The 24,483-nt window shown below is 49.2% G+C and carries 18 protein-coding genes; 8 read left to right on the forward strand and 10 right to left on the reverse strand.

Going from position 1 to position 24,483, the window contains the following annotated elements; translation table 11 throughout:
• Positions 1 to 344 precede the first annotated feature (344 nt).
• The 8 genes from HOK28_10300 to HOK28_10335 all read left to right on the forward strand — a co-directional run bounded on the left by HOK28_10300 (position 345) and on the right by HOK28_10335 (position 13,211).
• Positions 345 to 1,193, forward strand: coding sequence for a hypothetical protein (locus HOK28_10300; protein ID MBT6433473.1), 849 nt, complete (start codon positions 345 to 347; stop codon positions 1,191 to 1,193).
• 87 nt (positions 1,194 to 1,280) lie between these two features.
• Positions 1,281 to 1,808 (forward strand): AgmX/PglI C-terminal domain-containing protein, encoded by a 528-nt coding sequence (locus HOK28_10305; GenBank protein ID MBT6433474.1) that lies wholly within the window; start codon positions 1,281 to 1,283, stop codon positions 1,806 to 1,808.
• A gap of 148 nt (positions 1,809 to 1,956) precedes the next feature.
• On the forward strand, positions 1,957 to 7,332 hold the full coding sequence (locus HOK28_10310; protein MBT6433475.1) for a hypothetical protein: 5,376 nt from the start codon (positions 1,957 to 1,959) through the stop codon (positions 7,330 to 7,332).
• A gap of 147 nt (positions 7,333 to 7,479) precedes the next feature.
• Positions 7,480 to 7,638, forward strand: a complete 159-nt coding sequence (locus tag HOK28_10315) for a hypothetical protein (protein ID MBT6433476.1) — start codon at positions 7,480 to 7,482, stop codon at positions 7,636 to 7,638.
• 180 nt (positions 7,639 to 7,818) lie between these two features.
• Positions 7,819 to 8,259, forward strand: coding sequence for a DoxX family protein (locus HOK28_10320; protein MBT6433477.1), 441 nt, complete (start codon positions 7,819 to 7,821; stop codon positions 8,257 to 8,259).
• Between the two features lie 362 nt (positions 8,260 to 8,621).
• The gene (locus tag HOK28_10325; GenBank protein MBT6433478.1) at positions 8,622 to 10,592 is read left to right on the forward strand and encodes a hypothetical protein; all 1,971 of its coding nucleotides are present in this window, start codon (positions 8,622 to 8,624) and stop codon (positions 10,590 to 10,592) included.
• Between the two features lie 205 nt (positions 10,593 to 10,797).
• Positions 10,798 to 11,448: a peptidoglycan-binding protein gene (locus tag HOK28_10330; GenBank protein ID MBT6433479.1), complete on the forward strand. Its 651-nt coding sequence runs from the start codon at positions 10,798 to 10,800 to the stop codon at positions 11,446 to 11,448.
• 158 nt (positions 11,449 to 11,606) lie between these two features.
• Entirely contained in the window at positions 11,607 to 13,211 is a 1,605-nt protein-coding gene (locus tag HOK28_10335; protein ID MBT6433480.1) for a hypothetical protein, read from the forward strand.
• 248 nt (positions 13,212 to 13,459) lie between these two features.
• Here HOK28_10335 and HOK28_10340 read toward each other — a convergent pair whose 3' ends face one another.
• From HOK28_10340 to HOK28_10385, 10 genes are all read right to left on the reverse strand, one after another.
• Positions 13,460 to 13,966 carry a VTT domain-containing protein gene (locus tag HOK28_10340; protein MBT6433481.1) on the reverse strand — a complete coding sequence of 169 codons (507 nt, stop codon included), beginning with the start codon at positions 13,964 to 13,966 and terminating at the stop codon, positions 13,460 to 13,462.
• A 219-nt stretch (positions 13,967 to 14,185) separates the two neighbouring features.
• The gene (locus tag HOK28_10345) at positions 14,186 to 15,664 is read right to left on the reverse strand and encodes a SulP family inorganic anion transporter (protein ID MBT6433482.1); all 1,479 of its coding nucleotides are present in this window, start codon (positions 15,662 to 15,664) and stop codon (positions 14,186 to 14,188) included.
• 360 nt (positions 15,665 to 16,024) lie between these two features.
• Complete coding sequence (locus HOK28_10350) at positions 16,025 to 16,777, reverse strand: hypothetical protein (GenBank protein MBT6433483.1); 753 nt, start codon at positions 16,775 to 16,777, stop codon at positions 16,025 to 16,027.
• A gap of 133 nt (positions 16,778 to 16,910) precedes the next feature.
• On the reverse strand, positions 16,911 to 17,741 hold the full coding sequence (locus HOK28_10355) for a sulfite exporter TauE/SafE family protein (protein MBT6433484.1): 831 nt from the start codon (positions 17,739 to 17,741) through the stop codon (positions 16,911 to 16,913).
• Positions 17,735 to 18,118 carry a YeeE/YedE family protein gene (locus HOK28_10360; GenBank protein ID MBT6433485.1) on the reverse strand — a complete coding sequence of 128 codons (384 nt, stop codon included), beginning with the start codon at positions 18,116 to 18,118 and terminating at the stop codon, positions 17,735 to 17,737. The genes HOK28_10355 and HOK28_10360 overlap by 7 nt, the downstream gene beginning before the upstream one ends.
• A 149-nt stretch (positions 18,119 to 18,267) precedes the next feature.
• Positions 18,268 to 18,720 carry a YeeE/YedE family protein gene (locus HOK28_10365; GenBank protein ID MBT6433486.1) on the reverse strand — a complete coding sequence of 151 codons (453 nt, stop codon included), beginning with the start codon at positions 18,718 to 18,720 and terminating at the stop codon, positions 18,268 to 18,270.
• Entirely contained in the window at positions 18,687 to 19,718 is a 1,032-nt protein-coding gene (locus HOK28_10370; protein ID MBT6433487.1) for an MBL fold metallo-hydrolase, read from the reverse strand. The genes HOK28_10365 and HOK28_10370 overlap by 34 nt, the downstream gene beginning before the upstream one ends.
• A 76-nt stretch (positions 19,719 to 19,794) precedes the next feature.
• Positions 19,795 to 20,646 (reverse strand): sigma-70 family RNA polymerase sigma factor, encoded by an 852-nt coding sequence (locus HOK28_10375; protein ID MBT6433488.1) that lies wholly within the window; start codon positions 20,644 to 20,646, stop codon positions 19,795 to 19,797.
• Positions 20,647 to 20,912: 266 nt separating this feature from the next.
• A complete protein-coding gene (locus tag HOK28_10380) occupies positions 20,913 to 22,682 on the reverse strand; it encodes a hypothetical protein (GenBank protein MBT6433489.1) in 1,770 nt (589 codons plus the stop codon).
• Positions 22,683 to 22,686: 4 nt separating this feature from the next.
• A partial coding sequence (locus tag HOK28_10385) for a hypothetical protein (GenBank protein MBT6433490.1) occupies positions 22,687 to 24,483 on the reverse strand: 1,797 nt, incomplete at its 5' end.

The raw sequence follows: 24,483 nt of genomic DNA on the forward strand, positions 1-24,483 counted from the left end.
AGCGTTAGTCGTTTTAGCCTTATCGGCTCATCACCTATGAGCCACGATGATTTATGTCATCATGCACAGATGGATTTTTTACAGATTTACATGGGGATACCAATAAAATCAGTGTCTTGGGATGTGGGCATGCCTCGGCACTCTAGGCCAATCAACATTATATGACTTAAGGTTGCGTGGAAGGTGACACCGCCTCTGCTCGGTACAAGTCGTTCTTGCCATCGCTCTCTTTTAGTCTTTCGAAATCTAATCTGGTTGGGGCGACGGGTGGCGCCTGACTCTTTTGACCTGATGCCAGAGTTTCGGCAAACTTGGAGGCAAGAGTTGGCCGATTAGGAGTCCTGATGAAGCAAAAGAAGATGGCGACAGTTCGTTTACGTCAATTGAGTATAGGGCCTATCGCCCTTGTTATTTTGATTTTAGTTCTAGGGCAATTCGGCGAGAAGTTCCTGGCAGAAGTAACGCTTTTAGATATCCTTACTTATCCGCCGTTTATTCTCTCAGTATGGATACCAACCTATATTTGGGTTGGTCTGAGCTTTCTGAATTTCCGGAAGTTTTTATGCCGAATCGGAGGTGAGGCATCTATGTTTACCAATTCTCGAAACGCGGTCATTATTTTTACACTTATGTCGCTCAGCCCAGAAGAGGGCAGAGCAGACGCTACGGCAGCACTTGCTGAAGAAGTGAAGACCCCGGGCACCGTCGAGTCGATTTCCTCGACCGTGCAAGATCCTGTTGGCATAGCTGGACTGCCAGGGCTGGTTGGGTCGTTTGTTGTTAAGGCAGGCTGTGCCGATGCGTATCGTGTCGTGTCTGATATTGAAAAATACCCTGAGCGTATCGATAAGGTTAAGGAAGTAGCGGTTTTGAAACGTAAGCCCAATGCACTGGTGGTGCGGTATACCGAGGGGGCAATGGGTATCAGCTCGACCACAACCATGCGGTGGAGCTTCACCGGAGAGCCCGCTTGGAGTGTAGGTTCGTTGGTGATTGGGAAGGGTGAGAGTCCCAGTTATACAATGGTACGCTTTCAGCCCACCCAAGATTCTGCTTATTGCCGTTTGAATGTAACGGTGTTTGCTGATGTTAGCTGGTTACCAGGCTTTGCTGTTTCTTGGGTCATGGATGCTTCTCGTGAAGAACTTGCGGGCACATACCGAAAAATGATTGAGAGTGGTCTCGGGAAATGAGTCTCGGTGATTGAAGGTCGAGTTCTGGGGAATGTGGATCTGAACCATTCTCTAATTTTTTTATTCAGGCGTGGGAGGGGAATGGTTTTGAAGAAAATGTTAGGCCTCGCCGTTGTCGTCTTTTTGTTCGGTGGCTGTTCCAAAAAAGAAGAACACCCAACGCTCGATGAAATTTTTGGGGACGGTAGGCTCCTAGACAGCGCTTTATCACACCCCTCCCAGCGAGCCGAACGTACCGGACCACCGCCACCAGCACCACCACCGCTTCCAGAAACCGCTCCCATTGGGTTCAGCGACATTCAAGTTCTACAAGGACCACTTGAGGTAGCGATTGTTCACAAGGAACTTCGTCGCCGCCAAGAGAGCCTTCGTCGGTGTTATGCTTTTAGCCTGAGAGAACATCCTGAGGGCCAGGGTAAAGTTGGTATTCTCATCACTTTTAATGAACGCGGCCGAGTCACTGAGGCGCTTATCTCGGAAAATAGGGTAGGGGAATATTTGTCTGGATGTCTGTTGAGTGCACTGAGAAGATTTCGTTTTCCGGGCAAACCTATTTCCAAAGGACAAGTGCAAGTTCAGTTGGAATTTTCGCTGAAAGAAGTGGGGAATGAATAGATGCTTAAGTTGAGGATACCGATAAGATTTCGCCCATAAAACGATGAAAAGTACGGCTTCGGGTAGGTGCGGGATTTTTGGTATTCACCGGCCAGTTAAATTATAATTTTCTCTTTGAAAATCCGGCGGTATTTATGGATACTCTCTCATGCCTTCACGTGAATCAGCCGAGACCCGTCCAGCGGTCGCCAATATTCCTGATAAATGTCGTGCTATCGAACAAGCGATAGAGCTGGCCACAACCAACAGTATAAAAATCGATGGCACAGAAGAGTTTGGAAACCTGAAATCAAGGTTCTACGAATTTTTTCAACAAAACCGAGTTATTAAAGACCTCTATCCCTACAGTTTCTTTGAGCGAGACAACCATCATTCCACTTCGGGGCTTCTGAAGGCGATTCCCCTAGCAAAAGCGCGGATCACCGCTACTCACGAAAACGCACGGCTTTTACTGGACGAAATCGCTCCATTAATGGCCAAGGCTAAAAAAGTTCAGAACGTAGGAATTGATAAACGTGAAGCAAAGCGGCAAGCCCTCGCTCTGATCGAAGCGGACCGAACTGGGACATTGTTCCATACGGACGGCCCTGCATATAGCTACTATCGTTCTAACCGTAACTGGCTCGGGCGCACATTCCGCTCTCGGCATACATCCTCAAAAGTACTCGCCGACGCTCTAAGGTTACTGGAGGCCCCCGCTGATCCCGGTGCTGTTTACTCCCTAATTTTACAGCTTGATCTACTTAGTGAGAAAACAACGACAAAGAACGAGATCAATAAACTTCTGAGCACTCACCAGGATTGCTTTGGTGATTTACGGGTCCGAAAGTGGATTCGTGTCGCGCACACACCCATGTTCGACTTGATTGATCTACTGATGGTTTTAACGGGTGAACTCGAAGGGCGTGATGGTAAAGTAGGGCTGACTTCGCGCAAAAAACATCAAGAGGACCTCGATGAACTCGAAAAATTCAGGGTCCAACTTGAAAGAAGAAAATCACTTAAGGAGGAACGTGACCGCTGCGCGGCTCTGGCAAAACGACTCGGCGCAGAGTTGCGGCAAGAACAAAAGCACGAGCGCCAGTTACTTAAGAAGATACAAGACCAGATTGATGCCGAGCAGAATTTTCTTAAACGTGAAAGAATTAAATCTCTGGAAGTGGCCTTTTCTGGCGGTATTGAAGAGACGAAACTCTTACGGGCTGCGGAGCAAGACCGTCGTATCAAAATTGCAATTGAAGTGGTTAAGGAATTCAACCCTGCGTTCGAGCCAGACGAGCTTGATGGATTGGTCATCAGTTTACGGGAAGGTTGGGAGTCACTTACTGGATGGACTCAATTAAACCTCCTAGCCAATCAACTCCTGAGGGAGGAATTCGAACTCAATGCACTTGAGCAGCTTACGGGTATTCACGCCTTTGATAAAGTGAATGCCTCAACTCAAGAGCTTCGAGACCAGGCTTCCGAGGCTTTCACTGACGTTAAATCACAATTTGATGAGAGTAAGTCATCACACCTTGCTAAGCGCTCTAGCTATGAGACGTTACTATACGACCAGATTCAGTTTGAGACGACACACAGCCTGCTCGTGGGAACCAACCGTATTCCGCCTGGCTTAAAATCAAGCCCCACGCCTATGAACTCTCCCGAACGGTCTCTCAGGGTAACGACCGAAGCTGCAATAGCCAAAGGCGAAGCTCTGCTGGGAAAACTCAACCAGGCAAGAGCTAGGAATCACTGGCAAATAGCAGGTCATGGAACGATTAAAGCGAATCATCGAGCAAAGCTGAAGCAACTCACCAACCAGAGGGTTAATCACGAAATAGCGTTAAGTGAGCGTAACCAGGTTAGGCTCTTTATCCAGGAACGCTTGGATACAGTTTCTCTGTCGCTGCAAAATAGTGAAAGACTATGGAAGGAATACAGAGATACCAAAACGGTTGTGCTGACTATTCGTACGGGCGATGATGTGCGGGCAAAATTAAAAGGCATTGCTGGCATGCTCTGCGGTGGGAATTCAGGTCCAGACGCAATGGGTAAGCTTAAGGTCTTCCTCATGATTGAGGCTGGGGTGCGCGCTGGATATGATTTCGGATTCGCAAATTTAAGCGCCGAAGTAGGGGCAGCGTTGGGCATTGGTGGCACCATGGCTGTCACCGACAGTCGAGAGATCAGCTTTACTTTTCATGTTTCAGTCTTCCTGACCGCAAAAGCAGAAGCCAGTATTCAGCTTAACCAGGTTCCCATTGGGGAAACACTGCCCATACCAGATCTGCTTGTCGAGTCCTCGGCGAAATGCTCACTCAACCTTTTCGATTATCGTGGTGCCAAAAGTTACTTACATGAAGACCATTGGGCATCGCACTGGTCGTTTGCCATCGCTGAAAGAATTGCTTTCTTAAATTCCGTTAAGCTTACGGCAACAGGGTTTGAGGCTATCAATAAGGAATGGCTTCAAAATCAGCTCAAGGTGCTTGGCAACGACCCAAGCAGCCATTCGTGGTTAAAAGAGAGCATCCGTAACCGTGCAATCCCTGCTAGGAATTTATCTTTCAAGCTTACATCAGGCCGGTTTGCGGGAGAGGTCGGTGTTAGTGCAGGTAGTTTTGAGCGTGAAAAGGTTGTCGGATCTAAGGCTTCTGCTACTTTTTCCGTGTCCTCGAATAATGTCAAAATAGGAACGGTGGAAGAAGACTCGGTCGACTATAAGTATGTGAAGGCTCCGAAAAAGGAGTCAACCAGCGAACCAGGTGAGGAGGCAGCCGCAGCGGAACCACCAGCTTACCTCGGTTTTTCAACATACCATGTATATAAACATGAGGGCAGCACGCCTGAGCACCGGTACCTTGAGGTTGAAGAACACGAAAGCAATACGGCAAAGATTGGTGACGTTGAGTTATCGAACTCAACAACTACGAACCGTGGGTTGGCCAGTATACGGCCCGGTAGTTATGAGGCGCGTCGAAAGATAGGCTATGCATTGGATGTGCTTCCCGGAGCAGGCTACACGCATCGCATTGAGTCACCTCCGAAGATGGTTGCTTCTTTTCAGAGACCTTCCTTGGGAGTGGGGCCACAGACGAAACCTGAGCGACCAGCGGAGATAGAAAAGCTTGAGCGAATCATAAGGTTTCGTCTTGATGTGTTGGCAGCGCAGGGCGAGCCATCCACTCTGGAACGGCTCCACACAATGGCTAAAACAACCATTGAGCAGGTCGACTCTTTGGCAGAAAAAGCTACGAAGGCAGAGGATTCTGTATCCAACGCTTCGACCCAGGCTAATGAGACCTTGGACTCGCTGCAAGAACGAGCGCGTTCTAGCGCGGTTCCTATAGGAGACGACGCAGTTGAATCACTTCGCGCAACGATTCATGGGGCCCTTGCCCAGGCCGAGACAGTCACTCAAGTCGGTACAGATTTGGCAAGTAAGTATACGAGCGCGAAGGAGTCGATTGCTGAGGCCATTAAGGAAGCTGGGATTGAGTTCAATATTCTTACAAAGAGTAAAAATGTTTACACGCGTTATTTCGAATCCAAGAAAGTAACACTGGGTAGCAATGGTACGAGGGTTGAGTGGAAGTCTGCGTGGGTGCCGCAGGTATACCGAGGATTAAATAGGAACAACTTATCGTTTGCGGCTTCTCAATCGATTCCTATAGTTCCAGCTTTTTCGGTTTATTTTAGAGAGAGTCTTCAAGTAACAGCGGTATCTTCGGCCTTTGAGATTGTTGGGTTCGACACCTTTTCCTATCTTAAAATGTTGTATAATGCCTGTTTGGACCGCCCTGCATTTTGGGAGGCTTTCGAAGCTCAGCATAAGGGAGAAGTTTTCGAGTTGTGTCAGAGGGCAGCCGACCCAACTTCGACTGCCTTCGCGGAACTTGCTTACGATGCATTGCATGGTGCTGATATTTTGAAGTCCGTCGCGAATGCCTTGGGCAGAGCGGCTTGGAGTTTCTTTAACCGGCGTGAAAACCCGTTTGATGATGGGCTCACTGAGGCGAAGTTGCTGCGCGCTTTGCAACCGAAAGTAGCACGTGAGAGGACGCCGGCTCCGGGTGATACGCCATACCTCGGGACATTTGTGCCGCCAATTCCCAAGCCAAACATTCCGGCAGAGCATGCAGCATTTCAAGAAGGCTTTATGGCAGAAACCCTACAGACTCTTCAGCAGCTTAATCATGATGGCCTTGAGTCGATGAAGCGCAGCAATAGGACTGAGTTAACCAGTGCTCGCCCAAATACTTTAATGGAGAATTATTCAGCGGCCCCGACGACGCTCAATTACTCATTTATGAGTCAGTCTGCTGCTCGCTTACTGCATCTTCAGCCGGTGATGGACCGACTCTCATCGCGCAGCGCCAAGCCTAGGTTAGGAAAAGAAGAATGCATTCAGAGCGAACTGGATGATATTATTCAAGCACGTATTCGCGATATCAACCGACTTAACGCTGCATGCAGGCCTCTCCTGAGTAACCTTAAGACGCCGTCGTTGAGTGGGCGCTCTCAGATCTTGCGTGAAATTAAGGCCATCATACTCGGAGAATGGGCGAGTTTAGACAGCCTCCATGAGTGGACTGAGCGCTGGTTGGAAGCACCTAATACTTTTAGAATTGCAGAGTTCACTCATTCTGATTCGATAACAGAAGATTCTTTAAATGATTTGAAGCAGGCCACTCTCGAACGTATTCAGCGCGCTTGCCTTGTTCCGAGCAATATCGACTCACTGGAGGAGTGGGTTCGCAAGAGCAAGGAGGGCATTTCGTTTTTTATGTCGAGGTCGAGTGGCACCAAGAAGCTAGACGAGGCAATTGCGGCTTATCATCTGGGCTATAAATTTGAGCTTGACGCACTTGCTCCCAAGGGTGGTCACCCGGTTTCCTTGGCGCGCCAGATTCAGAATTCGTTTATGCGCCTTCATTCTATTGGCAGCCATTTTCAGACGCTCTTGAATAAGTCGCTGGAGTGGAGCGAGGGTCGAGACCCCCAGTCAAGTCGGCGCATGCCGCATGTTGTAACCTATATCGAACTTCCCGCCCGTCGTTCTTTGATGCGGATTGCTGGCGTATCGGAGGTGGTGAAGACCTTGCTACGGGTGATTAAGCTCCAAGAGTTTTATCTCTATATCGAAGAGGCGGTACATGCTTACGAAGAGCATGCCGCTCGTACCATTGAGCACGCTTGGCAGGTAAGAGAGCGAGACAAGCGAATGAAAGCAGCACATCTGGCGAAGTCGGCTGCTCGTTCTGTACGCGCAAATTCGGCCGCCCGAACGATTCAGGGCGCTTGGCGGGCTAAGCGAGCCCGTACAATGCCGGCTCGCCGAAAAGAAGTGGTGGAGGCTCTTATGGACTACCTGGCAATCGGTCATGAGCAATTTAAGGACGAAGCGTTGGCGCTTGGCCGTCAAAAAGAGTTGGCACCAGGTCAAAAAATGGCGGTTGTAGAGGTCGAATGGGAGGTTGAAGAGAGCAGCCCACCCGCACAGTCCATCGCGCCGAATGTCTCCAGTGCAACTCCTTAAGGCTTTTCACCCGTTTCTCCCAGTTCTTGTGTTTCGGCGCGTTGTTAAGCATGGTCACATGGGCACACTTCAGAAGGTGACGAAGCCGAGCTAATATCATTTTGGGGCTACAAGAAGCGGAAAAAGAAAATTCGCAATGATGCGAAAATGGCCATTTCGATGACTATGACGGAATTTGCGAATGCCCAACGCCCAAATATGGCAGCCCATTTGACGGAAATGTTTCACCAGGGGATTCGCCCTGGGAAATCAGACGAACAAGACCGGCTTTATATTACTGACCAAGTGATGGGTGTTTTGGGCTAGCTTAAATAGCGGCTGCTCTTATCACTTGTACTGTTTCCTTTATCGCCCCGATACCGTTACCTGCGCTAAATCCAGAAGTCGCAGGCGATAGGCGAATCTTGCAGACTTTTAAAGCAAGCTTAGTGGCATGAGGGCTTTGTACCGGTTGAAAAATCGGCCTGAAGGCATTACATCAATGTCATGACAAAAATTCTTCTCAAAATCCTCGGTGCGGGACCTCAGCGTGATTTGCTGACTGATGCGTCACTCTTGATGACTCGCCTTGTTTTTGGCCTCTCCATGGCGCTTGCACACGGCCAGGGTAAGGTGCCACCTTCCGATGGATTTGTTGGGGCAGTGGAGGGAATGGGATTCCCTGCACCGGCGTTCTTTGCATGGGCCGCAGGGCTCTCGGAATACGCTGGGGGTATCCTGATAGCCTTGGGTCTGATGACAAGAGTGTCTGGCTTCTTCTTGCTTCAGACGATGCTGGTGGCTGTATTTGTGATGCACCTGGATGACCCCTTTAAAAAAATGGAGATGGGTCTTCTCTACGCTACGGTATCTCTTATGCTTATGGCGACGGGAGCGGGGCGCTTTAGTTTAGACAGACTGATTGGCGATCGGCTGTCAAAGTCGTGAGCGAAGGGTTGTGCCCCCAGTCATAGTTAACTGTTAAGCTTTTTGAGAAGTAAGCCGTGGTCTCTTGCCCGTGTTTCTTAACCAATCTGATTGGTTTCCTCTAAGTCTATAGACGGTGCCTTATTCAGGGCGTTCCTATCAATTTTATCGATTAAGTTAATCAAACAATGGGTTGGTGTGGATGAGCATCTCCCACGGTGCCCCGATCTGTCCAGCCTTCTTGAGTGCGTTTTATTTAAAACGTGATGTCAGACTGACTTCTGGCATCGCGAATACCGTATCGGGAACCATGAAGACCGCCTAAGCGGCTTTAACCACCAACTATGAATCTGCGTAACCCCTGCAGATTGGGAACTAAAATTATGAAGTACTCTATGGCACTTAAGAAAATAATTATTGGAGCTTGTGTTCTAATGTTTACAACAAGCGCACTCGCACAGCGTGATGCTCGCCGAGGAAAAGGCGGTATTCAGACCAAAAATGGAATGACTGAGGCACTCGTGAACAAAGAGAAACAATATAAGCACTCCTGGCATAATATCAATGCGATGAAAGCTCTTCACGGGCACGCAGCCGATATCAACTGGGGCTTTAATCCGCTCAATGTCGGACCCTATCTCAGCGGTTCTGCTCGGTGTGTTGACCGTTACAATGCCAATGGCAATCAAATTTTTCCATTCGTACAATCTTCTCAGCAGCCATGGAGCTACAGCTCATTTGCCAGCTACGTTACCTCGCAGTCGTCTTATGTTCACGAGGCTGAGTTTCGTCGCTCGCTCGACATGAATGGTAGCCTCGGATTTAACATTAAAGACATTCTAGGGCTCGAGTTCGACGGTGGTCACAGTGAATCATCAGAACTTCTCCACGGTATTACCAGCTCTCAAAACTCTGTTGATTTTATCTTCTCAGCGAAGGCTCTCGGGCCAACCTATATCGGTGCTGGCGATGCTCGGGTTCGAACAGACCTCGTTGAAGATGTGGTCGAGGCAGGGGTTAGTAACAGCGATAGAACCAACCTTTGGTTGCAAAAGTGTGGAATCGGCTACATCGACCAAGTGAGACTTGGCGCCTATTTGCGAGTGGTCATGCACATTCGTTCGTCAAGCGTTGAAACCCAGGTGTCCATCGCTCAATCAGCCGACAACTATTTCAATGCTTCGGCCAATCAGCTTGGCGGCTCTGGTGGTTCTGCGTCCAGCGCGCAAGGGTTTCTCAATAGCTTAAACGCAAGCTTTAGCTACAACAGCTCAGAAGACTCTATTGTGGCCACTACCACTTCGGGTCAAACATTCAGCATCACTTTCGACATCACCTCGGAAGGGCCCTTTTTCGATACAGGTGCTATTACCAGCCTGAGCGATGTTTGGGACCTATTCGATAACTTTGAACAAGTTGTCGAGAGCGTCAACAAGAAGCACCTTGCAGCAATGCATTATTCAGCCAAGCCGTACAACAGTGTAACCAACATTTCCCAACTCGTATATCACGACGGCGTGGCCACTGGCATCGATTATGATGATATGGCTGAGGTCAATATGCGTATGGTCATGCAAGATGATATCGGTGAGCTAATCCTTAATTATGATTTTGAGCGCTCTAAGCTCAATTATATTCTTGACGATTATATGTCTCTTGGGGCTGGAGTTTCTCAAAACTATGAGTTTTGGAATACCGGTACATTGAATGATATCTTGGAAAATGTTTCAGACGACGAACAAATTGCCGCTGCCGCTGCACGCACGCTTTACTGCTTGGCCGATTTCACAGAAGACGCATTAGGTTGTCATTATCAAACACTGACCGATGCCTTTGGGTTCGACCATAACTTCGACTTCTGGAATTCTTGGGGAATACCGCTCGCGCCTTACTATCAAGCTCCACGCAGAGTTGGTGTTAACTCAGTCATGACGGGCGTAGCTTATTACAATTGGATTAAAAGCCAGGGGACTAACAATTATGTTGTCGAAGTTGATGGCGATAGCAGCTTTTCAATCTACAACAGCGGTAACAGCAAGAAGTTTTCATGCCTTGATGAAACATTTTGGCAAACAGACTGGGAGCAATGTGTGGGCCCAATTCTGAGCAACCGATATTACAACCCAGGCTGGTCGGTCCAAACACATCTAACTGATAATACGACTCATGACCGTCGCAAGTTCAACATCACTCAGTACCCCACCCAAACCAAGTTACATCTTGATATCGGGCATAAGAAGAGCAGCAGCGCTCCAGCTGTACTTTCTCTGGATTCTGCAACGCTCACCGGTCCATATAATTGGGGTTGGGCAACGTTAACGCCGGCAAACGCTGCACTGGAGGCGCTCCAGTAAGCTAACAACTTGAATACTTCTAACCTTAAAAGCACCGGCACCCCCGGTGCTTTTTTTTGGCCCATTTTGGAGGAAAGCATTTAGTGTTAGAATGCTTAAGTGGCCGTTATTAATGGCTTATTTTCTATTTCTTTAATAAGTCAGCCCGTAGCTCCTACCCAGGGTAGGTAGAAAGGAAGACATATCGGGGGACTTGATGAAAACAATGAATCGCGAAGCATTTGTAGAGCAGTTTAAAACTGCAGGTGTACGAGTTGATGCTGCAAGCAGTGAGGCTGCTATCTCAGGGTCAGTTTCAAGTAAGCTGCGCCATGCGGATCTCAACGGTGATGGCAAAATTTCAGGTGCCAGCGAAGCAAGCCGCCTTTTTGATGGTTTGGATAACTACGACCGAAACGGAAGCGACCATTCATTTACGACTGAGAAGAGCGGTCGCGAGACAGCCCTCGGTAAAGTGGTGAAGGCACTATCCAGACATCCCGTGAGAAGCCAGGCACCCAACAATAACCAACGGATTAGTATTCCACTCCAGGCGGTCATTAAGGGTTTAATGACCATTGGAATGGGTGACCAAGGCGCCAATGTGAGTGCGTTACAGGAAGCGCTTTTGAAAGCAGGTATCAGTGTAACGGTTGATGGAGACTTCGGACCAGGAACATTGCGTGCGGTCAAGGAGTTCCAAGGCAAAGAGGGGCTAACGCCGGACGGTGTGGTGGTCTGGGGTAGAACAGGCGTAAGCCCCCATGGTCATATTTCCATTGCATTGGGAGACGGCCGTGAAGCCAGTGACCATATCGATGTGCAGCGTACACAGCTGCGCGGCCACACCAATGTGCGGGTGTTTATGCCAAGTTGAGATATTGGCTATTAGAGAAAAATTTGGGGACTGACTCACTTTGAATGTTGTTGGTAATTGAAACCAATCTGATATTTATATTGTTCCCTCGGTTGAGTTTGCCTTGTAGCTTCACAGGGCTTCGTTATTCGAACTTACAAGTATGGGTTGATATAAAAATGAATCGATTGATTGTTCTTTGTTTTATCGTAGGTTGTTTTGGCGGGTTGGGTTGCTCCTCGCCTTCCGTTGAAGAAAATGCACCTGGAGAAGAGCCTGGGCAGAACGATAATAATGGTGATGTTTCCGGCGATGGGGATGACACCAGTGGCAGTGATGGGTCCGGTTCAAGCAATGGCTCAAACGGAAGCGATGGTTCTGGTTCAAACGGTGGTTCTGACGGAAACAGTGGTTCTACCACGGTCGAACCTTCAAATGGATTTGCAGAAGACTCCTCCCGTTGGGCTGTTCCTGGTAGCGGATTAGAGGATGGATTTTTTTGGATTGGGTGGTCTCAAGATACCCGCTGGTTTTCTTTGATGGACCTCAATGGAGATGGAAGATCCGACCTAATTCATACAGCTGATTCATCACGTTCCGGGGGTTATGTTTGGACTGATGCTCAAGGGCCTTATTGGAAAGTTTACTGGGGAGAAGACGGCGGTTTTGCAGGTGAGTTTTCTCGGTGGTCTGTTCCGCAAAGCGGCGATGAAGATGGTTTTTTTGGTACTTTTTGGGGTGACGATACAAGGTGGTTTAGTACCCGAGACCTTAATGGCGACGGAAAGCCTGATTTGATTCAAACCGCTGACACAGAGCTTTCAGGTGGATTTGCATTCACTGATGAAGCAGGTCGCTATTGGAAGGTCTACTATAATGAAGGGGACGGCTTTACGGATTCATTTACTCGATGGCAAATCCCGTCCAGTGGCTTAAGCGATGGTTTTTTTACGCTTGCCTATGGATACGGAAACCGTTGGTTTACGACCCTCGATCTTAACGGAGACGCATTACCTGACTTGGTACATACAGCTGATCCGGACCGAGACAATGGATTTGTTTGGTCTGATGGCGGTGGTGCCTATTGGAATGTATATTGGAATGGTGGAAATGGTTTTGATTTGGAGCCTACGCGGTGGTCCGTGCCTGGTAGTGGTTTAAGTGATGGATTTTTCGCGACAGGTTCTTTCAATGGAACGCGTTGGTTCTCGATTCTGGATTTAGACTCGGACGGCTTGGTTGATTTAGTTCATACAGCAGACATCAATAGGGAGGGCGGTCATGCATGGTCGAATGAAGAGGGTGCATATTGGAAAGTCTATTGGAACCAAGGAAGTCGTTTTGCGACTGAGCCCGCGCAGTGGTCAGTGCCCTCAAGCGGGCTTGATGATGGCTTTTTTGCTCCCTATTGGACTCAAGGTAACCGCTCTTTTAGCACTCAAGACATAGATGGGGACGGCCAGCTTGAATTGATTCAGACGGCAGACCCAACGCGAGATGGTGGATATGTGTTTACGGATTCTCAAGGTGCGTTTTGGCGGGTTTTTCCTCAAAGTGGTTCGGGGTTTTCATCGACCCCAAATCGATGGTCTGTGCCGAGCAGTGGTTTAGCCGATGGTTTCTTTGCTATGAGCTGGGCATCCGGTGAGCGATGGTTTGCCACCTTGGATGTTACAGGAGATGGACGCTTGGATTTGCTCCAAACGGCTACGCCTGAGGAATCTGGTGGGCAAGTATGGGACGACAATGCGGGCGCCTTTTGGCGAGTTTGGGCAGGAGAATAGGCACCCCGGCAAGCATTCTAGGTTATCGCGTGTCTCAGTTTTTTTTGCTGAATGGAACCTAGCCATTAGGTCAGTGACTCTAAGCATTTAGGAATCAGTCTTGGATTAATTCGCAGCAGGAGAGTAGACTATAGGGATGAACCCTTGGTTCTCGTCGTTCTTTTTCTTATGACAGCCGAGCTGACCTTAAGATACGCCCCAACCACAGAGCGATACTGACCCATCATCTTTAGAGTGGGGCTTTTGAGTTACCTTAGATACTCGCCAAAGAAAAACTCCAGTCCAGCAGCATAGAACCCAATGGGCAGAATGAGACCCAATAGGGAACCTATAAAATACGAGCGAAACCTTACCGGGGATAGAGCAAGTATATAGTTTAAATGCGGATTAAGAAGTAGGAAGGTCCTAAGCAGCCAAATCGTTCTCACCGGGTATTCGTCTAAGTAGCGTAGCATTTTTCTGGCCCATTTAGCTTTCAACTCTCCAACTGGGGTACCGCCTATTTTTCGAATGACCGCAAAGCTGAGTACAACGCTGCAGAGCGCGCCGGTCATCGCTAAAAGTGTACCCATTAATTTCCCGTAGACGAGCATTGCAGCCACGATAAAGATAACGCCTGGAACCGAGAGTAGATTGGAAAGCGCAAAGACTGCAATGTAGACCACTGCGCCAAATGGACCAGACTCTAACAAGTAGCTTCGAATGGTTTCGAGGCTTAAATCATCCGTAAGACCTGTGAGCTTAAGGGTCAGCATAAGAGTGGTTAACCCGCCGATAAGCAGCGCGATTCGGTAGCCTGGTTTTTGGTACCAACTCTTTTTTGTTATTTCATAATCGGATTGATTCAGAGTCGTTCACTCCCCGTGGCGATTGCAGGGTAGGACGTTAGCACATTTGAATCGAAGTAAGAAATACGCGAAAGGCGTAGGCGTTGCCTAGCCGGTTAAGGGCTCTGCTAGGCCGCCAATTTAAATCTAGTGGTTGGGTGCCAGTTCAAGCGCACCCGGCTTGTGATAGACTCCTAGCCGTTCAACGATGGTTGCACTGGCCTCATTGAGCCCAAGAAGATCTACGCGAGTTCCTTGGCTGCGAAACTTAATGACGACCTTGTCGAGGGCCCCCACCGCGGAATAGTCCCAAAAGTGAGCCTTCGTTAGGTCAATGGTAATGTTCTCCACTGATTCTCGAAAATCGAAAGCTGCGGCAAATTGAGCAGCCGAAGCGAAAAACACCTGACCATAAACTTCGTACACGCGTGTGTTTTTGTCATCCGATAGAAATGATTCCATTTCTAAGAGCCGGGAGACTTTTCGAGCAAAAAACAAGACACTCATCAATACGCCGATGAAGACACCCATCGCTAGATCATGGGTAAAGACCACGACGCTTACGGTCATAATCATGACCAAGCTGGATTCTTTGGGGTGAGTTTTAAGGTTTTTGAGTGACTCCCAATTAAAAGTTCCAATCGAAACCATAATCATAACCGCCACAAGAGCAGCCATCGGGATCTGCTTCACCCAGTCCCCCAACACCAAAATTAAAAAGAGCAGGAAAGCTCCGGCAAAAAGGGTGGATAGTCTCCCTCGACCTCCGGATTTAACATTGATCACCGACTGGCCAATCATTGCGCATCCCGCCATACCGCCAAATAAACCGGAAACGATATTTGCCACACCTTGGCCAGCGCACTCACGGTTTTTAGCGCTTGATGTATCCGTCATGTCGTCTACGATAGCTGCAGTCATTAATGACTCCAGGAGCCCGACGGCTGTGAGCGTGAGAGAGTAGGGAAATATAATCCAAAAGGCATCCCATGTGACTGGGATATCAGGAATGAGGAAAAGCGGTAGAGTTGAGGGTAGCTCGCCCATATCGCCGACACTTCGAATATCGAGCCCAACGACCATGTTAAAGACAGTTAAGGCAACGATGGCGACAAGTGGTGATGGAATCGATTTTGAAACATAGGGAAAGAGGTAAATGATACCCAGTCCAACTGCGACCATGGCATACATTTCCCAGCCCGCTCCATGAAACTCTGGTAGCTGCGCCATAAAAATTAAAATGGCGAGGGCATTCACAAATCCGGTCATGACTGAGCGCGATACAAAACGAAGAAGAGAACCGAGCCGGAGAAAGCCGGCAAGAATTTGCAGTACACCTGTCAAAATGGTCGTGGCGAGTAGGTATTCGAGGCCGTGGTCTTTAACCAAGGTTACCATGACAAGTGCCATGGCTCCGGTGGCGGCGGATATCATTCCAGGCCGGCCTCCTACGATGGAGATGACGGCGGCGATGCAGAACGATGCATACAAGCCAACCTTAGGGTCTACACCTGCGATAATTGAAAAGGCGATAGCTTCTGGGATTAATGCGAGGGCAACGACCATTCCAGCTAAAAGGTCGCCGCGAATATTGCCGAACCACTCCGTGCGGAGTCGTGATAACAACATAATTCTTGTCTCCTGAGTTGTCTGCCACGGTGACTAGAAATCAGTCGGTTCCATAAGGCAGAGGGGGTTAGCGCATCACTGCAAGACCGCAGTGACTGGCTTGGATGTGATTGAGCACTGCGTCATGCATGGTCCGGGCCAACAATTCATCATCCTAATATCAAGGACTTAGCCGTCTATTGCGCCAATATTTAGGTCGCTTTGTTGAGTGATCAGCCATTATTTTGGAAAAGGGACAAAATCGTGGCGGATGTTACTGCGCCAAAATGTGGGGGGCTGCTGGTTGGGTCATCGTACGGTTTTGTTGGACACGGCACAGTGGAGGGAGACGACCCCTTGTTGGGGCGACTTCACAGCCTAGGCCGACTGCGAGTCGGCACTCTGAGCAAACCATGCCTTTTCTTTGATGAACCATTTTCTCATCGCTTCATATCGCCGATGGGTGCCGCCACCGACAAATTTCAAAGACTGGGGGTCATCGTCTCCCCAAGGCATATGTTTTAAGGCGCTGTCCAATTGAATGGTGAAGCGCGGAACCCCGATGGAAGCGATGTGATTCGAGAGCAAGACATCATCACTGAAACGAAAGTCGTAAGGCTGTGTGGTGATGCTCATATTCAGTCGTTCAAGGTCAAAATGACGCCTTCGGTAAGCGCAGGCGCCGTAGCCTTGTAATACGTCACAGGGCACAAGGTGTCCGCGGACTGGATCTAGGTGTTGCCCCTTGTTTGTAAAATTAAATCCACGGCTACCAAATGCAGCCTCTCGATTTGTGTGGGCTGCCGCTTGGAAGACCGAAATCAGATTCGGTGGATACCCAACATCATCATCAACGGTAACCAGGAGCGTGTCGGGTTCTTGTTCAACTTCAAGCACTGGCAAGAGCTTCATGATGGGGCCTAGATCATGCTCCTGGCGCAATAGGGTAACCCGAGTGTCGTCGGTCAACCACTTTGGGAGATTGTAAGGGGCACGGTCACGGTAGCGCTCAGGTAAATTGAGATAGATAGCATCGGGTGTCTGATGTTGGTTGCGAAGGGAGTCTAGAACGGTAGCCATATGCTCCATACGCTGTGGTGAAGTGGTAAGTGTGAAAACAGTTCTGCCCATTCTTGGGTCCTACCATAGTCAACGGTGTGACGCAGCCTTGTTCGCTGGTCGAATCTGAGTCTGGTGGCATGTTAGGAAGAATGGTCAATAGTTACTTAGAGCTTAGGACACTGCAAAGTTTCTGTTTGGGCGGTTACTGGGGTTGGAGCGTAGTAGACAAGTTGCTCCAGAGCAATATGCCGACTCCTACCGAGGCTACCAAACCAAATCCTAAAGCCGGTAAGGGGCCAGCTTCTTTCCAAAAGATGTAGACAGCCATAACCATGACGAATCCGGCAAAGGTCTTTCGCAATGTTTTAGCTGGAACCTTATTGGCGAAGAGGGCTCCAACGAAGCTGCCGCAAATGGCAGCCACGGTGATGGCAAGTGTCAGTTGAAAATCAATGTCGACATGAGTGATGTGCCCAGCAAGGGCCGCAAACGATTTAAGAGCAATGACGATAAGGGAGGTTCCAATTGCTGTATGCATTGGCATAGAAGCAAGAAGGACCAAGGCGGGCACAATTAAAAAACCTCCGCCGGCCCCCACCAGTCCGGTTGCCACTCCAACCACAAGGCCTTCAATAATAATCAACTTAAACGCAATCGGTCGGTGTAAGTTGGGTTGAAGTCTAGTAGCGCCCCGAAGCATCGCAAGTGATGCAACCAGCATCATGCCCGCAAAGATAAGCAAGAGAACCCTGCCAGAAAACCAATTGGCGGCGATGCCACCAAAATATGCGCCGGTCATAGCCGTGATAGAAAAAATAGCTCCTACTTGCCAGTTTACGTTCCCGCGCCGCGCGTGTGGAATAAGAGCAAAAAGAGCTGTCGTTCCAACCACGGCCAGTGAGGTTGCGATGGCTGCTTTGGCGGAAAGCCCAGCAGCATAAACGAGTACCGGGACAGCCAGTATCGAACCTCCTCCGCCAAGTAAGCCAAGTGTTACTCCTACGACGAGCATTAATATTAAAATAGTTAGCATGGCAGATGTTTTTCGGGAGGTGACCGTTGCTCAAACTTAGTTTGCAACTGATGGATGGCCATTCCAACCAGCATAAAGAGGCTAAAGGTCAACGATTCAGGTTGTAGGGCCGCCATCGAAACCAGTGCTGGAGCAGGACAGAAACCTCCAAGACCCCATCCTGTTCCAAAGATGGCCGCACCACTGATGAGGCGAAAATTGATGTCGCTGCGATCCGGGATCTTAAACAGCTGCTCAAGAGTCGGGGATTCCCGTCTAATAATGAGACGGTAAAAAATGATGTGAACTCCAATAGCTCCAAGCATCACAAAGGCTAAGCTGGCGTCCCATTCTCCGCCAAGGTCTAGAAAACCGATAACCTTATCAGCATCGGTCATTCCGGAGATGCCAAGACCGAGAGCGAAAAGTAGCCCCCCCAAAAAATGCGGCCGAAAGTTTCATGACTGTATTCCTTAGATAATGGCTAGGGTCGTACCTAGGGTAAGTAGAATGCTGGATAAAAGTAGCTTGCAAACCTGCTTGTTCATCAGAGATCTCCCAATATGAATCCCACCGCAGTTGCGGAAAGAAAACCTGTGGCCATAAATGAAAGCGTGGCAACCAAAGAGCGTGGTGAAAAGCGAGTAATGCCGCAAATACCGTGGCCACTTGTGCAGCCATTTCCACGTAATGTTCCGTAACCAACGAGAAGGCCAGCCAGGGCAATCAGGATAGGAGATCTGCCGGATGGTGGTTGTATGCTCTCTGGTAAAACAATAACGAGCAACATGCCCCCGAGGGCTAAGCCTAAGAGGAAAAATACTCGCCATGTAGACTCTGAACTCCAGTCGTTAAAAAGCGACCCGACGATGCCACTTACGCCAGTTACTCGCCCAAGCGTCAGAAGCATCCACGATGCAGATATGCCAAGAATGGCTCCACCCAAAACGGCCCAAAGAATGGAATTTAACATGCTTCTAGTTCCACCTTGCCAGACCATGCGGTCATTCCACCGTCTAGATTGGATACATCACAAAATCCCATATTGTTCAAAAGGACACAGGCTTTCTGCGAGCGACGACCGCTGTGGCACACAACCAAAATGGGAACATCGCGTGGCCAGGATCTTGCTTTCAATTTAAGCACTCCCAAAGGTGTTAGGACCGCATTGGGTAAGTGACCTAGCGAACCATTGAATTCGTCGGGCTCACGGACATCTACGATGAACCGCCCATCGAATTCTTTCGACGACATTGATTCACTGTTTTCGCCTTGGCTGGTGTTTTCGTATTGATGTTTTGCAGGTTGTCCGCAATTCAAATTTGCTGGAACGGCAATATCCATCAGGGCAGGGTTAGCAAGTTTCAGTTCCGTCATGAAACGATTAAACTCTGATTTTCTAATTCCTAAATTGAGTCTTGGGTTTAATTGTTTTTCTTCTTTTACTGAAGAAGACGTGTGGCCTTTGTAGTCGTGACCGGGATAGACGAGGGTGTCGTCTGGTAAAGTAAAAATTTGTCGGTGTACCGATTCATATAGGTCGTTTGAGTTACCCCCTTGGAAATCGGTTCGTCCGCATCCGCGAATCAACAAAGCATCACCGGTAAAGGCAAACGTACGCTGGTCGCTGGTAGCAACGTAGGTTAGGCAACCCGGAGTGTGCCCAGGGGTAGCTCTTACTTCTAGTTCAATCGCCCCAAGCTTGAGTCGGTCACCGTGTTGCAGCTTTTGGTCAACGCACTCGACGTTCATCTCTGCACTCAGGCAGCTTAAGGCACCCGTTAAACGACGAAGTTCGCCTGCGCCGGTTATGTGGTCTGCATGGACATGGGTGTCTAGTATGTAAAGTAGGTTGAGCCCGAGCTCATCTATCAGCCTTGTATCCCTCGATATTTGGCTTCGTACTGGGTCAATGATGACAGCTTCTCGGCTTGTCTCATCGGCGAGAAGATAGGTGTAAGTAGAGGTATCCTGATCGAAAAGTTGTTTTAGCAACATGGTAACTCCAAGTTCATTGGTTCCTTTCGAATGAGGAACTGTTCATTTGGAGAGAGCCAGTTTGTCTTAAAAGGGTTCAAGAAATATTAGCTGAACTCGGCTTTTTTTGAATGATCTGTCGAAGGGCAATTTGAATCCGTACGCGAACTTCCTCTGGCACTTCAAAGGTGGCCGTACTGCAAGCATTGAGTGCTTGTTTAAGCCCGATGCATTCAGTGGCGCAGGTGGGGCAAGATGCGACATGTGCTTCCATACTTGAGCAAATGTCTGGGGATAAGTCGCCTTCAAGGTGTTCAGAGAAAACCTGGCGAATGTTGGGACAGCCAGGACCAGGCTCGTAAGCGGCCATGGTGAGTTGCTCGCGTAACTGGCTTCGAGCTCGGTGCAGCCTACTTTTCACGGCCGGTACGGTCAGCCCAACGATTTCCGCAACTTCTTTCGCGCTTAAACCTTCGATATCTCGCAGTACGAGAATCTCACGGTAGGCCGGTTCAATCTTACCGATACCATTTCTGATTTGTCGCCAGAGTTCGGCAGACTCCGCCTGTTTGTCCGGGCCATGTAATTGTGACTGGATATTTTCCTGATCTTTGCTAGCCAGGGAATCTAAAGATTCCTCATGTTTTGGCGCGAACTTACTTTTTCGGCGTTTTTTTATACAGAAGCTGCGAGTGATGCTGTAGAGCCATGTCGATAGTGACGACGCGCCCCGAAAATCCCGAAAAGAGCGGGCCAAGCTTAGCATTGAGTCTTGAAGCACATCTTCAGCGTCTTCTTCATGGCGGCACATTTTTAGACTGAATCGATAGAGCTGCGGTTGCACAGCCCGAAGCAGAGCCTCAAGGGCCTCGCTATCCCCACCGCGTGCCTTCTCGAGTAGCTCGGTCGTATCGTTTTGGGTGTCTTTATTATTATCTATTTCGGTCATCACAAGATCCATCTTAATCAAGGTTAAGCGATACTAACATCCGTTAGAGCCAATTCGAAGCAAAAGGGTTCATTGGATTTTAAGTTGTCGTAATTATTGTATTTTGTTGTTTTGATTCCGGGATCACTTGATAGAAGTACGCGTAAGAGTCTCGGTTTGACTCGCTTTTACGCTTAGATTTGAAAGTGAGAGGAGCAGGGGGCGCAGGAAGCCAAACTTGGTTCAAGAGGGACTAAGCAACCTTAATCCCTCTTGAGTCCTAAGTTCTAGGGGGTGGTAAGTGTATCATCCCGGCCAAGGTCTGTGGTGAGCTGAAGCTCGTCACCGCTTTGGGTTGGAATTGTGGCTTGGAATGAGCCATCCGTTGCTGCCATGGTTGTTGCCGTGTATCCGTTGCTGCTGTGCATGATGGTCACCTGAGCTCCAGGGGCAACGGAACCAGCGCCGCCGAAGACATTGTTTCGGTTATCAATAAATTGAAAATTTGATTCGGTGATTTCCTGCTCCGACATGCCTTCCAAGTATTCGAGCGGGATGCCCTGCAGCTCCATACCGGACATCACAAGCGCAAGGTCTTGTGAAGTCGTGGAGGAAAGCCCAGCTTCATTTGCGTTGTTGTCTACCGGGTTAGACTCAGCATCAAAGGGTAGACTTGAGTCCACTAGGCAATCAGGATCGACCGAGTCTTCATCTCCATTGCCGTCGTTATCGACACCGTCATCGCAGTTACTTAAGTCGGCAAGGGAAGGGCCTCGGAATTGCCAATGCACCACCGATACCCGTTGACCGGCTTCTAGGTTTAACGCGAAAGTGAATTCTAAATCATCACCATTGAGTTCAGCTTTGTCGGCTCCAGGAAAGTACCAACCAACCGATTCCCGGCCGTCTTGGTTGTTCTCATCGTCATCAATGGTGACCCACCGATCCTCTGAGTCCATCACGTTGTCTCCAGAGCTTGTTGGGCCAGTGATTTCATCTCCTGAGTCTAGGTCACTTTCAACCATGATGTTCAGGCTGATGGCTTCTTCACTGGTGTTTTCAAAAGTTTCAATCCAACGTCCCCAATTCCCGGTAGTAGGAATGTAGATTTTTCGAGTAACTGCTAGTCCAGGAGTATTATTGAAGCTCGCAACCAAAACCACTTCTCGGTCGTCTTCGATACTAATTTCGTTGCCGAGTTTTCGGCTCCAGTCAAAGGATGCACCATCAACAATTTTTAAACGAAAACCTGCACTGGAAAAAGCACCGCTGCTCATATAGCCAAAGGGCGTGATATCCCATTCTAGCTCATTGGTAAGCGTTACCACGTCGTCCTTGGTCTCATTAAAGGGAACTTGGACGTCATCGGGAATTGCCACGGCTGGAACTGCTGCAACTTGAACCACTGGGTCTACCCCAGAAAGGTCTGCGATTGCTTCGCCAACATTCGCCAAGACAGCACTGTAGACAGCTTCGTCATCTAATAGGTTGATTGTCGATGGGTCTAGAGCCGTCTCTGCATCTGTTACCGCACTGTTTATTTCGTCAGCGGTATAGTCTGCATAAAAAGGTGCTCCGGTAGAACCAACAATTTGGCTAATAATTTGTTCTACGGCTGAGGTGGCTGGACCAATGGATTGTTCCAAGGATGCCACCAATGCCGTGTAGACTCTGCCGGGCCCATAAGCTTCGTAGCGCATTGCGCTCATGGGCTCGTTGAATGCCGTTTGGTTGAAAGAGAAATTGCCCGCTTCATCGGTAAGGCTTGCCGAATAAACTGCTCCTCGGTTACCGTCTGGCGCAACCGATGTCATGGATACTAAAAATCCACTTCCAGCCATACCTGCATTATCTACGGAGCCCTTGAAGACCGTGATTGGAAAATCGGTCCCAGGGTTTCCGTTTGAACCGTCTGCGCCAGGCTCTCCATTAGCCCCATTGGCCCCAGCGCCGCCATTTGCACCCTGCGGCCCGGTGATTCCCTCTGGGTCAGAGCCACAGGCAGTCACCATCGCGAACGTGGATATTATCATCCCAATTTTGATGTGATTTTTCATTGAATTACTCCACAACCAAACTATCAGAACGGCCGTAGTTGGTCGTAACCTCAATTGTGTCACCCGAGGTGGCCTGAAAAAGCACCGCGTAGCTACCGTCGATCTTCGCTTTGGTTGCAAGCGAGACGCCGGTGTTGGAGTTGGTTAGGGTTACCAATGCTCCCGGTGCAACAGATCCAGCGGCACCGCTTACGACAAAACCATCAACGTTAACCAGCTGGCTGATTTCTTCTGCAGTGAGGCCAACGAAGTACTCATTTGGCGCACTGACTTGAAGCTGGTTCAAGGTATCAGCGATGTTTTCCATCGGTCCCCGTGTGGGGTCTTGAAAGCCAAAGGTTGCAATAGCAACGGTTGTACCTGGCGGGATTGTCATGGCAGGGTAAATGAATTCTAAGTCATCATCATCCACGGTTGTTGCGGCATTACGATACGAAAACCCCAATGCTGGGTCACCACCGCCTGAATATACTTCAAGGCTGGTGTGCCAGCTGTCAAACTCATCGACAACATTGTCGCCGTTGCTGGTTGGGCCATAGACTTCGTAGCCATCGGAACCAAGGTTACCACTGATGGCAGCTGTGTGCGTAGAGTCCGTGTCGCTAACATTGGTCATAAAATCTACAAATCTGCACCAGCCGCCGGTGGCACCAATGTGAACTTTGCGAGTAACAACCAGTGCGAAGGTCGTCTCTTGATTGCCATTAGCGCAGTCAGGGTCGTTGGCATCCGTAAGGTTATCACCGTCGTTATCTATTTCGTCGTCACAATTGGCTGCAACCGCGATGAACTCAGTGGAGTTGCCTTCATAGAGTCCGGATTCGCAATCGGGATCCTCTGAGTCAGCGACGTTGTCCTCGTCGTTGTCAATGCCGTCGTTACAGGTTCCAGCGGTGAGTCCGTATGGACCGAGAACAAGCTCTCGGTCGTCTTCGATATGACCTTGTACGGCGCTGCTAGAGCTAGGAATGCTGACGTTGTCTACATTAAGACGGAACATACTGTCATAAGCATCATCCGTTCCGTCGTCGATTTGGCCATCTCTCTCAATATCCCAGTCTGCACCATTGTTCAGTTCCAATACTAAATTATTGTCGAAGTTGGCATCTGTTTGCACGTTGGCAGGAGCATCAGGCGTTGGAGTTGGGATTTCAGCGGCAAGGGACATACCTTGAGAAGCGTCGGCTACGCTCTCGCCAACGTCCATCAGGACTTGCTGATAAACTGCTGCAAGATCAGTTTGGTCGGTATTTGCTGCCAAGAGAGCGTTGTTCGCCGCGGTTACCAGCTCTGTAATTTCGGCTGAAGTGAAATCCGTTACAAATGCACCGCCTTCGCTGCTCACAATTTGATTGATAATGGTCGCGACCGCTGTGCTGGCTGGACTGATCGCTGTTTCTGTCCCAGTGACGTAGCCTGAAAGTACACCGAAAGGTGTTTCGGCATGGTAAATCAGAAAGCTACTGCCTTCATCGAGATCAGTAAGCGTGACGGTGAAGGCTCCGGCGTCACTGGATTGGGTGCTCGCGAGGGTACCAACAAGAGCGCCGTCGAAGTTGAGTAACTGAAGACGTATAAAAGCATTGACGACAGGATTGGTTCCATCAGTAACTGTTCCCGTGAATGCCGTTCGGGGAACATCTTGGCCATCTTGGCCGTCTTGGCCGTCTTGGCCATCTTGGCCATCGGTACCAGTTGCACCTGGCGCTCCGGCCAAGCCAGCAGGACCTGCTGGGCCTTCAACTTCGGATGCTTTACAGCCCCAAAGGAGGGCAAAAATTACGAGTAAGATAGAAAAACG

The organism is Deltaproteobacteria bacterium, assembly GCA_018668695.1.
GTDB lineage: Bacteria > Myxococcota > XYA12-FULL-58-9 > XYA12-FULL-58-9 > JABJBS01 > JABJBS01.